The 11,730-nt window shown below is 72.9% G+C and carries 8 protein-coding genes; 1 reads left to right on the top strand and 7 read right to left on the bottom strand.

Translation table 11 applies throughout. The features are described 5' to 3' along the window. Positions 1–9: 9 nt before the first annotated feature. Entirely contained in the window at positions 10–411 is a 402-nt protein-coding gene (locus WMF24_RS26140) for a YciI family protein (RefSeq protein ID WP_437730105.1), read from the bottom strand. Between the two features lie 619 nt (positions 412–1,030). Here WMF24_RS26140 and WMF24_RS26135 point away from each other — a divergent pair. After that, positions 1,031–1,951 (top strand): transposase, encoded by a 921-nt coding sequence (locus tag WMF24_RS26135; RefSeq protein WP_437730104.1) that lies wholly within the window; start codon positions 1,031–1,033, stop codon positions 1,949–1,951. Between the two features lie 429 nt (positions 1,952–2,380). Here the strand turns inward: WMF24_RS26135 and WMF24_RS26130 are convergent, their stop codons facing one another. The 6 genes from WMF24_RS26130 to WMF24_RS26105 all read right to left on the bottom strand — a co-directional run bounded on the left by WMF24_RS26130 (position 2,381) and on the right by WMF24_RS26105 (position 11,575). Next, positions 2,381–3,583 carry a cytochrome P450 family protein gene (locus tag WMF24_RS26130; RefSeq protein WP_437730103.1) on the bottom strand — a complete coding sequence of 401 codons (1,203 nt, stop codon included), beginning with the start codon at positions 3,581–3,583 and terminating at the stop codon, positions 2,381–2,383. 151 nt (positions 3,584–3,734) lie between these two features. Then, entirely contained in the window at positions 3,735–4,385 is a 651-nt protein-coding gene (locus WMF24_RS26125) for a response regulator (protein ID WP_437730102.1), read from the bottom strand. A 273-nt stretch (positions 4,386–4,658) separates the two neighbouring features. Then, positions 4,659–6,287, bottom strand: coding sequence for an amino acid permease (locus WMF24_RS26120; RefSeq protein WP_437730101.1), 1,629 nt, complete (start codon positions 6,285–6,287; stop codon positions 4,659–4,661). After that, a complete protein-coding gene (locus tag WMF24_RS26115) occupies positions 6,280–10,053 on the bottom strand; it encodes a 5-oxoprolinase/urea amidolyase family protein (protein WP_437730100.1) in 3,774 nt (1,257 codons plus the stop codon). The genes WMF24_RS26120 and WMF24_RS26115 overlap by 8 nt, the downstream gene beginning before the upstream one ends. Further along, a complete protein-coding gene (locus WMF24_RS26110; protein WP_437730099.1) occupies positions 10,050–10,730 on the bottom strand; it encodes an urea amidolyase associated protein UAAP2 in 681 nt (226 codons plus the stop codon). Before WMF24_RS26110 ends, WMF24_RS26115 begins: the two co-directional genes overlap by 4 nt. Beyond that, entirely contained in the window at positions 10,727–11,575 is an 849-nt protein-coding gene (locus WMF24_RS26105) for an urea amidolyase associated protein UAAP1 (protein ID WP_437730098.1), read from the bottom strand. The genes WMF24_RS26110 and WMF24_RS26105 overlap by 4 nt, the downstream gene beginning before the upstream one ends. Positions 11,576–11,730 lie beyond the last annotated feature (155 nt).

Genomic DNA, 11,730 nt, shown 5'->3' with positions numbered 1-11,730 from the left:
GATGTCGCGTCATGCTCCCTGGGCGGGGGGAGGGGCTTGCCGCTCGGTGACGTGGGCGGCATCGTGCGGGGCATCGAACACCTCGCGGACCTCCGCGGCCGTGCCGTCGCCGGCCACGCGGAGGAAGCGCTCGCCCAGCTCGACCGCCGCCTGCCTGGACGCCACCTCGACCAGCACGAATCCGGCGACGAGCTCCTTGGCCTCGGCGAAGGGGCCATCGGTCACGCTGACCTTGCCACCGGAATATCGAAGGCGCGCGCCCGACGAGCTCGGTTTGAGCCCTTCGGTCGCGATCAACACGCCGTCGTTCTTGAGCTCTTCGATGAACTTACCCATCTCCGGCATTGCCATGCACGCGGGAGCGGAAGCCTCGGTGCCCGCATCGGCCTTGAACATGATCATGAAGCGCATGGTCCGTGTCTCCTGAATGACGACCCGACCCGACCCAGGTTTGACGACCCGACCCGACCCAGGTTCGCCGCGACACGACCCAGGTTAACATGGCCGACGGCCGCGACCCGACCCGACCCAGGTTCGCCGCGACCCGACCCAGGTTAACATGGCCGACGGCCGAGCCGACCCGGGTTAGCCGACCCGACCCGACCCGGGTTGGCTGACCCGCGCGACCCGACCCAGGTTAACATGGCCGACGGCCGAGCCGACCCCGACCCGGGTTGGCTGACCCGCGGCCCCCCGCCTCGACCTGGGTTGGCCGACCCGCGACCCGACCCAGGTTAACGTGGCCGACCCGACCCGACCCGACCCGGGTTGGCCGACCCGCGACCCGACCCAGGTTGGGCACGGGAGTAGGTTGCTCGCAGGCACCTGACGCAGGTTGTGGCTGAGCCAGCAAGCAGACCCAGGTTGGGGTTGAGGGTGAGGGGGGGTGCCGACAGAGTACGGCACAGGGGTGGCGAGAGTGGCGGAACGCCTGGCGGCCGCCACCGATGGATCCACCGACGGAGTACGGCAACCCCTCGGAATGAGCGACCGCGAGCCCTGGCACGAACCTTGTTGAAGTGTGCGGCCCATGAGCCAGCCCCGCGAGGTCGCCCCCGGCGCCACGTACCTCATCACCCGTCGCGTTCTGCGTCGGCACCTTCTCTTCCGCCCCGATGCGGCCATCACCGAGTTCCTCGTCTACACCCTCGCAGTTTCGACACGTCGATACGGGATCGAGGTCCATGCATTCTGCGCGATGTCATCGCATCTACACCTCGTCGTGACGGATACGAGGGGCGTGCTGCCTCGCTTCTTGCAATTCTTCCATCGCATCGTTGCGCTCGGCACGAAGGTGCTCCGTCGGTGGGAAGGACCGGTATGGGACCACGAGGCCACGAGCGTGGTGCGGCTGCTGACGCGTGCGGCGGTGGTGGAGAAGATCGCTTACGTCCTCGCGAATCCTGTGGCCGCTGGCCTGGTCCGGCATGCGCGCGAGTGGCCGGGCGCCAAGGTGGACGTGGACGAGCTCGGAAAGGGCGTGTTGCGCGCAGCGCGCCCGACGGCGTATCTCGACCCGGAAAATCCACAGTGGCCCGAGGCGGTCACGCTCGCGCTCTCACTGCCACCGATCATTGAGCAGGATGACGCCGAGGATTTTGGCCGTGAGGTTACTGCCGAGCTTGAGCGACAGGAAGCGCAGGCCCATGCGCATCTACAGAGGCAAGGGCTCTCCTTTTTGAGCGCCGAGCGAGCCAGCAAGGTCTCCCCCTACAAGCGTGCCACGTCCTTCGAGGCGCTTCGCGATCGCAATCCGACGTTTGCGGTTGGCCGTGAGCAGGGCGACGCGTGGCGAATCGCCGGTGCCGCGGTGCGCGCATTTCGTGCGTCGTATCGCGCGGCGCTCGAACGCTGGCGTGCTGGCGTACGCAGCGCCGTTTTCCCGGCAGGGACGTGGTGGATGCGCACATTTCACGGCGCGAGCGTGAGCAATGTCGTGCTTACGATGTAGTCTCTGCCGGGCGTGCGACTGCGGGGCGGTCAATGGCGTACCTCAACGTCGATGCGACGCCGTGGAGGAATGTCGGTACGGGCATGAAGGTGCGGGCGGCAGATGGTTCGCATGGCGGGCAGCAATGGGGCGCAGGGGTGGGGCCGCGCGGGTGCGAACGAAGTTGACTCATGTTCAATCTGGGTCGAATCATGTTCAACCTGGGTTAGTCAACCCGGGTCGGGTCCGGTTCGGTCAACCCGGGTTGGGGCCGGTCGGGTCCGGGGTCCGGTCAACCAGGGTCGAGTTCGGCCAGGGGCCGGTCGGGTCCGGGGTCCGGTCAACCCGGGTCGGGTTCCGGGGCCGGTGGCCAGGGGCCGGTCGGGTCCGGGGTCCGGTCAACCCGGGTCGGGTTCGGGGCCGGTGGCCAGGGGCCGGTCGGGTCCGGTGTCAAAACGATACTGGCATTGCGACGGGCCCGCGCACGATGAGGCTCGGGCGGATCTGGATCTCCTCCGGCGCCACCTTGAGCGCCAGGTTCGGCATCCGGCGGAGGATCGTGCCGATGGCGATCTGCCCTTCGAGCCGCGCCAGCGGCGCGCCCAGGCAATAATGGACACCCAGACCGAACGCGATATGCCGGTTCGGATCGCGCGCCAGGTCGAGCTCCTCCGGCGACCGCGTGAGCTCCGGATCGCGGTTCGCGGACCCGATCACGACGACGACAACGTCCCCCTTCGGGATCACCGCGCCGCCCAGCGCCACGTCCTCCCTCGCGAACCGGAACGTCGCCGTCTCGACCGGGCTGTCGTAGCGCAGCAGCTCCTCGATCGCCGACTTCATGAGCGACGGGTCCGCCCGCAGCTTCTCTCGCTCGGCCGGGTGCGTGAGCAGCGCGAGGATGCCGTTCGCGATCAGGTTCACCGTCGTCTCGTGGCCCGCGACGAGCAGCAGGAACACCATCGAGAGCAGCTCCCTCTCATCGAGCTTGCCCGCGCCCTCCTCCTCGACATGGACGAGCGCGCTCATCAGATCCTCCCTCGGGGCCCTGCGCCGCTCTTCGACCATCGCGAGGAGGTAATCCTTGAACTCCTTGATCTTCTCCCCGAGCTTCTCGATCTTCTCCCGGGTTGGCACCCCGCCGACGACCGCGTCCGACCACGCCCGGATCCGGTGTCTGTCCTCGACGGGGACGCCCAGCATCTCGGCGATGACGATGATGGGCAACGGGAACGCGTAGTCCGCGACGACGTCCATCTCCCCTCGCGCCTGCACGTCGTCCAGGAGGCTGTCGGCGATGGCCTGGATACGGCCCCTCAGCCCCTCGACCAGCCGCGGCGTGAACGCCTTGTTCACGATCGCCCGGAGCCGCGTGTGATCCGGCGGATCCATGTTGAGCATGTGCCGCTCGAGCAGCATGCGATCGCCGTCCATGCCGAAGAAGTCGGCCCCGATGGCCCGCCAGTCCTTCACGAGGCGCTCGTCCTTCAGCGCGGCCACACAGTCCTCGTAGCGGGTGACGAGCCAGAGGGCCCGTCCGTCGGGCAGCGCCGTGCGGTGCACGGGCTCCTCCGCCCGGAGGCGAGCGTAGATGGAGTACGCGTTGGCCTTGAAGTCGGGGCTCGCGAGGTTCACCGGGTCGATCTTCGACATTGTCGCTCTCCTTTCTGGCGCTCTCCGCGGTCCACCGGAAGCCCACGGGAATCACGGGAAGACGGCGGGAGGAGAGTATGGCGCCGGTGCCCTCGTCATTCACGGCACGGCCGCGCCCGGCGCGCGGGCCGGGCCCCGGCGGGCGCGGGCGCTATCCGCTCCTGAGCCAGCCCTGCTGCAGCGCGTAGCGGACGGTGTCCGCGCGGCTCTTCAGGCCGAGCTTCTCCATCGCCCGGACCTTGTAGGTCTCGACCGTGCGCGCGCTCAGGTCGAGCCGGGCGGCGATCTCCTTGATGGCGTGCCCCTCGGCGACCATCCGGATCACCTCGGCCTCGCGCTCGCTCAGATCTGCGCTCGCCCCGGCGTCCCCGGTCCCGCGGCCGGCGACGCTCGACAGGACGTGCGCCGCCATGGCCGGGTCGAGGTACACGCCGCCCTCGGCCACGGCGTGGATGGCGCGGACCAGCTCCGCGGCCCTCGCCATCTTGATCACGTAGCCCGACGCCCCGGCCTGCAGGACCGCCTGCACGTTGACCTTGTCCTCGTACCCCGTCAGCGCCACCACCTGGACGGCCGGGCGTGCCCTCTTGATGCGCGCGGTCGCCTCCGCCCCGCCGAGCTTCGGCATGGTGATGTCCATCAACACGATGTCCGGCTCGAGCTGCGTGACGGCCTCGACCGCCGAGAGGCCATCCGCCGCCTCGCCGACGACGGTCATGTCAGGTTGCGCGTCGATCAACGCCTTCAGCCCGTCGCGCACGATCGGGTGATCGTCGACCAGGAAGATGCGGAGCTTGGTCATGCGCTGCCTCCATCGCGGCCGGCCGCCTGCAGGCGCGCGGGCCCGTCGATCGGGGCGTGAGATGTGTGCGCCTGGCCAGCCTCCGTGATCACGGCCGCCCACCCTAGCACGGTCTCGCCGCGCACTCTCAGGGTAACCCTTCGTGATCCGGCAGGGGACGCCCGAGCGACGGAGAGCGACGCCACTACGGGAGCCGGGCCGCCGGCGACCGCGGCGCGGGCGCCGCCCCGGGCCCGCACCCGCGCCCGCCGCGGTGGCGGCGCATCGGCCGCATTACGTCACGAGGTCGATCTGTGCCGCGCTCGCGGCCCGTTCCGCCAGCGCGCCCCGCGCCTCGTGCGGCGCCGGCGCCTCTCCGGGGGGCGCCGCCGTGTCTCCGCGCGGCCTCTTCATCGCGAGGAACAGCGCGAGCCCGGCGGCCGTCGCGCCGGCGACCCCGATCAGCGGGAAGTACTCGAGCCACGCGGGACCGCCGCCGTCGTGCCGCGGCCACGCGATGTTGGCGATGAGCGCGACCCCCCACGCCACGGCCGCCGCGTTCAGCGCGAGCCCGGCCCGCCCCAGCGAGAACACCCCGGCCTCGGGCCGGCCCGGCCAGCCGCGCAGGCGGCGGACGAGCATGCCCGCGGTCACGAGCAGGTACGACAGGTTCACGAGGAGCACGGCCGTCTCGGTGATGAGCACGAAGAGCTGCGCCTCGCCGTAGTTCACGGCGAGCATGCCGCACGCGAGCGCGCCGACGACGATCGCCGGGGCGACGGGCGTCTTCGTGCGCGCCGACACCCGCGACAGCGCTGCGGCGCACGGGAGCGCGCCGTCCCGCGCCATCGAGAACGCGAGGCGCGAGGCGCCGGTCTGGATCGCCAGCGTGCAGACGCACACGGCGAGCGCCACGTCGACGAGGAACACCTTGCCGAGCGTCGGGCCGAGCGCGCTGACGACCACGTAGGCCAGGCCCTCCGTGGCGAGGCGGCCGTCCGTGAGGCTGGGCGCCGCCATGAGCGCCGCCAGGATGAGCAGCGCGCCCCCGATGCCGGACGCCACGATCGCCTTCAGGATCGCCCGCGGGATGATCCGCCGCGGATGGCGCGTCTCCTCGGCGAGCGACCCGGCCGAGTCGAAGCCGTACAGCACGTACGCCGGCATCAGCGCCGCCGCGAGCAGCCCGGCCGCCCCCGTGCCCAGCGACGACGGCGGCCCGTAGACGGGCTCGAGAACGATCGCCGGACCCCGCACCGCGTGCAGGAACAGCGCCGCGATCAGCAGCACGACGCCGCCGAGCTCCGCCATCACGCCGATGTCGTTCACGTAGGCCATCGCCTTCACGCCGGCCATGTTGATCGCCGTGGTCAGCACGATGAGCCCCGCGCCGAGGAGCACCGCGTTCGCGGCGCCGTCGCGCGACGTGAGCGACGGGTCGCCTCCAAGGAACTGGAACCCGCTCCAGACGCTCGGCAAGATCGCCTGGAGCGCGATGGCCGCCGCCGCGACGCTCACGACGTCGCCGAGGAGCTTCAGCCACCCCGCGAGCCACCCCGGAGGGCCGGCCGAGACGCGGCGCCCCCACTGGTACACCGAGCCGGCCACGGGGTAGTGCGAGCCCACCTCGGCGAGGTTGAGCGCGACGGCGAGCTGGCCGAGGAAGACGACCGGCCACGTCCAGAAGAACCGCGTGCCCCCGAAGGCGTACCCGATCACGAAGAGCTGGAAGACGGTCGTGAGGATCGAGACGTACGAGAAGCCCGCCGCGAAGGCCGACAGGCTTCCCAGGTCGCGCTTCAGCTCCTGGCGGTAGCCGAGGCGGGCGAGGTCCTCGGCGTCGCTGCGGCCGTCCGCCGCGACGCCCGCGTCGTCCGCGGCTGCGCCCCCTTGCAGGGCCCCGGTCGAGATCGCGTCACGCATCGGCCGACACCCCCACGAGCGCCTGCCCCGCGCTGACCATCTGGCCCGGGCGGCAGCCGATCCAGTCGACGGCGCCGGCCACGTCCGCCACCACGGCGAACTCCATCTTCATCGCCTCGAGCACGGCCACGCGCTGGCCCGCCTCGACGCGCTGCCCGGGCTCCACGTCGACCTTCCACACGCACGCGGTGAGCGGCGCCGTCACCGGCAGCATCCCGGTCGGCATGGCGTCCTCGGCCGCGGACGACGCGCCCTCCAGGCGCGCGCCCGCGCGGCGCACGCGGTCGAACTCGCCGTCGGCCTCCCAGCGCCCGCGCTCCGCGTCGAACGCCGCCCGCTGCCGCGCCTGCGCCGCGCGGATGCTCTCCGCGTTGTCTTCGAGGAAGCGGTGGTGCGCGCCCAGGTCGAACGTCGTCTCCTCGATGCGCACCTCGCCGCGCCCGGCCACCATGTCGGCCCGCAGCTCGAGCAGCTCCTCCGGCGACACGAGGTGGAAGCGGAGCTGGTCGAAGAACCGCAGGAGCCACGGCGCCTCGCGCGTCGTCTGCCGGAACGGCCGGTGGCGGCTCCAGACCGGCACGGTGCGGCCGAGGAACTGGTACCCGCCCGGCCCCTCCATGCCGTAGATGCACAGGTACGCCCCGCCGATGCCGACGGCGTTCTCGGGCGTCCACGTGCGCGCCGGGTTGTACTTCGTCGTGACCATCCGGTGCCGCGGATCGATCGGCGTCGCGACGGGCGCGCCGAGGTACACGTCGCCCAGGCCGAGCACGAGGTAGCTCGCCGCGAGGAAGATCTCCTGGACGGCCGCGATGTCCGGCAGCCCGTTGACCCGGCGGATGAACTCCAGGTTGCTCGGGCACCAGGGCGCGTCGTCGCGCACCGTGCGCTCGTAGCGGGCGATCGCCTCGCGCGTGGCCGGATCGTCCCAGCTCAGCGGCATGTGCACGACGCGGCTCGGGATGCGGACCTCGGTCGGGGCGGGCAGGTCGGCCTCGACCTCGCGGAGCAGGTCGAGCGCCCTGGCGACGGTGAGCTTCGCGCCGTCGACGTGCACCTGGAGCGAGCGGATCCCCGGGGTGAGGTCGACGACGCCGGGCACGCGCATCTCCTCGAGCCGCGCCATGAGCAGGTGCGCGCGCACGCGCAGGTCGATGTCGAGCACGGGCGGCCCGAACTCGACGAGCACGTAGCGGTCGCCGCTCTGCCGGAAGACGACCGCGGGCCTGTCGTCGCGCGCCGGCACGCGCCCGAGCACCGGCTCGCCGCGCGGCCGCCGCGGGGCGCTCGCCGCAGCGAGGGGCGCGTCGTGCGCCGAGGATCCATTCGTCCCGTGGGCGCCGTTCGCAGCGGCCGCGACGCCGTTCGCGCCGTTCGCGCCGTTCGCAGCGGCCGCGACGCCGTTCGTCCCGTGGGCGCCGTTCGCCTTGCTCGCGCGACCGCGCCGCGCCACGAGCTCGTCGCAACGGCGCGCCAGCGCGTCGGCCTCGGCGGGCACGATCGACCGGAACCGCACCTTGTCCCCGGCGCTCAGCTGGCCGAGCTTCCACCGCTCGGCCGCGGCGACCGTGAGCGGACAGACGAACCCGCCGAGGCTCGGGCCGTCCGGGCCGAGGATGACGGGCATGTCGCCGGTGAGGTCGACAGCGCCGACGCCGTACGCGTTGTCGTGGAGGTTCGACGGGTGCAGCCCCGCCTCGCCGCCGTCGGTGCGCGCCCACCGCGGCGCGGGCCCCACGAGCCGCACGCCGGTGCGCGCGGAGTGGTAGTGGACCTCCCACTCGGCCTCGTAGAATTGCTCGATCCCCTCGCGCGTGAGGAAGTCCGGCGCCCCGTGCGGCCCGTCGAGCACGGCGAGCTCCCACGACGTGCCGATCTCCGGCCGCGCCTCGGGCGGCAGCGCGCCCGGGTCGAGCGCCGCGTCGATCTCCTCGCCGAGCCGCAGCACGTCGCCGGGCCGCAGCGGCCTCCCGGCGTGGCCGCCGAAGCCGCCGAGCGTGAACGTCGCCCGGCTGCCGAGGTGCGCCGGCACGTCGATGCCGCCGCGCACCAGCAGGTACGCGCGCGCGCCAGGCCCCCGCACCGGCCCGCACGCCACCGTGGCGCCCGGCGCGACCTCGACGGGCGTCCACGGCGCGACCTCGACCCCGTCGACGAGCACGCGCATCGCGGCGCCCGCGACGCACAGCACCGCGCGGCGGTGGAACACGAGCGTCGGCCCGTGCACCTCGCACTCGAGCCCCGCGGCGCCCGCCGGGTTGCCCACGACGCGGTTGCCGAGGCGGAAGGACAGGTCGTCCATCGGCCCGCTCGGCGGCACGCCCACCGACCACAGCCCGAGCCGCCCGGGCCAGTCCTGCACCGTCACCGCGCCCGGCGCCGCGGTCACCTCGACCGTCGGCGGCCGGAACGGCAGCGCCGCGAACGTGCCCGTGTGGTGCCGCACCCCGCGGAAGTCGGGGTGGTCGAGCGCGACGGCGACCCACTCGCGGTTCGTCTCGATCCCGCCGAGCCGCGTCTCCCCGACGGCCTCGCGCAGCGCCGCGACGGCCGCGGCCCGGTCCGCGCCGTGCACGAGGAGCTTGGCGAGGAGCGGGTCGTAGAGCGCGGACACCTCCGTGCCTGTCTCGACCCAGCCGTCGATCCGCACGCGCGCGCCCTCGGGGTAGCGCACCTCGGTGAGCAGCCCCGCGCTCGGCAGGAACCCGCGCGCCGGGTCCTCGGCGTAGAGCCGCGCCTCGAGCGCGTGGCCGCGGAGCGGCGGGTCGCCTTCCGCGAAGAACGCCGTGTCGCCCGCGGCGATGCGCAGCATCCACGCGACGAGGTCGACCCCGGCGCAGAGCTCGGTCACGCCGTGCTCGACCTGGAGGCGCGTGTTGACCTCCAGGAAGTAGTGCTCCGCGCGCGCCGGATCGACAAGGAACTCGACCGTGCCCACGTTGCGGTACGCGACCTTCGCGGCGAGCGCGCGGGCCGACTCCGCGAGGGCCGAGCGCAGCCTCGCGGGCAGGTCGGGCGCGGGCGCCTCCTCGATGACCTTCTGGTTGCGCCGCTGCACCGAGCAGTCGCGGTCGCCGAGGACGAGGACGTTCCCGCGGCCGTCGCCGGCGATCTGCACCTCGACGTGCCGGGGCGCGGCGAGGAAGCGCTCGAGGAACACCTCCCCCGAGCCGAAGTTCGAGCGCGCGAGGCGCTGGACGCGCTCGAACGCCGCGGGGAGCTCCGACGGGTCGTCGCAGCGGGCCATGCCGATGCCGCCGCCGCCCGCGCTCGCCTTGAGCAGCACCGGGTAGCCGATGGCCGCGGCCTCGGCGGCGGCGTGGTCCGCGTCGCGGAGCACGCCGGTGCCCGGCAAGAGCGGCACGCCCGCCTCGACGGCGAGCTGCCGCGCCCTGTGCTTGCTCCCGAACGCCTCCATCTGGGCCGGCGTCGGCCCGATGAAGACGACGCCCGCGTCCTCCACCGCGCGCGCGAAGTCCTCGGATTCGCTGAGGAATCCGTAACCCGGGTGGACGGCGTCCGCGCCGGCGCGGCGGGCGGCGTCGACGACCGCGTCGATGCGCAGGTAGCTCTCGGCGGGCGTCTGGCCGCCGAGGCGGACCGCGTCGTCGGCGAGGCGCACGTGGAGCGCGGCGCGGTCGGCGTCGGAGAACACCGCGACCGACGCGACGCCGAGGCGCCGGAGGGTGCGGATGACGCGGCACGCGATCTCGCCGCGGTTGGCGACGAGGACGCGCCGGAACGGCGGGGCGGCTGTCGCGCTCATGGCCGCACCACCACCGCGCGGATCGGCGTCGGGTTGAAGGCGTTGCAGGGGTTGTTGATCTGCGGGCAGTTCGAGACGAGCAGCAGCAGATCGAGCTCGGCCCTCAGATCGATGTGCTTGCCGGGCGCGGAGAGGCCGTCGACGATGCCGAGGGTGCCGTCGGCCTCGACGGGCACGTTCATGAACCAGTTGATGTTGCCGACGAGGTCGCGCTTGCCGAGGCCGTACGGCGCTGCGGCCATGAGGAAGTTCTCGACGCAGGCGTGCTGGTGCTTCGTGTGGTGGCCGTAGCGGACGGTGTTCGACTCGCACGAGCAGGCGCCGCCCGAGGTGTCGTGCCGGCCGCAGGTGTCGCCGGTGATCGTCATCATCACGCGGCCGCGGTTCGACCGGAGCTGCGCGCCGGTGGTGAGGAAGATGTTGCGCTGGGCGACGATCGTGTCGGCGGCGCTGTAGCGCTCGGCGGTGTCGGCGAGCACGTAGGCGAGGAAGTCGACCGCCTGGTTTCCCTCGAGGTCGATGACGCGGAGGATCTCGCCGGCGCGGACGACCTTCGCCCACGGCGCGCGCGCCGGGACGACCTCGTCGGAGACGACGGCGCCGGGCAGGCCGGCCAGGGCGGGGTCGCGCAGCGCGGCGACGGGCCTGAGCGATGCGGCGGGGACGGCGGGGATCATCGGGCACCTCCGTTGCGGAGGCCGAGGGCGAGCTCCTCGGCGGTGTTCTCGAAGGCGCGGCGCGCCTCGGGCGTCGCGTTGCGTACGGGGTCGTCGACGGCGGCGGGGCGGCCGCGCCAGGCGGTGAGGCGGACCTTGCCGGCGCGGTCGTCGGGGCGCGGGTCGAGCCGGTGGGGCACGACGGCGACGCTGACGAGGACGTCCTGCTCGGCGCGGAGCAGCACGTGGGCGCCGGGCCGGGACGAGTCGGGCAGGAAGGTGATGGCGCCGTCGGCCTCGATGCGGACGCCCTTGAAGAGGTTGACGGGCGTGGCCAGGTCCCGCTCGGCGAGGCCGTGCTTCGCGAGGGCGAGGAGGAGCCGCTCGCGCCCGGAGCGGAGGGCGCCGCCGTGGGCGTCGCTGCCGTGTCGGGCGGCGATCTCGCCGGGGAGCGAGGTGCCGCAGAAGGTGTCGTGTCGGCCCGCGGTGTCCTCGAGGAGCGAGGCGAGGACGCGCCCCATGTCCGAGAGGAGCAGGTACCCGGGGCCGGGGTAGGCCTGCCACTGGAGCTTCACCGTGTCGGGGAGGCAGAGCCGCTCGATGGGGCGGTCCGCGCGGTGGAGCATGAGGGCGACGCAGGTGTCGCCCTCGACATCGACGATCCGGAGCCGGCTGCCGGCGGGGAGGGCGCGCGCGGCGTAGCCGCCCGCGCCGAGGGTCTCGTCCCAGAGGACGTCGCGCGCTTCAACGCCCGCGGGCGGGTCGCTGATCGACGTGCTCGGCACCGTGGGTTGCGTCTCGACGACGCTGCCTTCCTGGGCGCGCGCGTGCGCGCGCGCGGCGTACGTTGTGGCCGTTTCTGACATCGCCCGCCTCACTTTCGATAGAGAATCGAAACTACGAGGCGACTATCCGGGGCCCGGGTTTCCGGTCTGTTTCCCGGGGGTAAAATGCAAGGCGCGCGCGTTTTTTCCCGGTCGCGTTGGCGCGGCGGTCGGCCGCGTCGGGGGGAGGTGGCGGC

Origin of the sequence: Sorangium sp. So ce1335, assembly GCF_051521615.1 — a bacterium.
Classification (GTDB): domain Bacteria; phylum Myxococcota_A; class Polyangia; order Polyangiales; family Polyangiaceae; genus Sorangium.
Note: the sequence above shows the minus strand (reverse complement) of the source record. Positions and strands in the feature narration are given on the sequence as shown.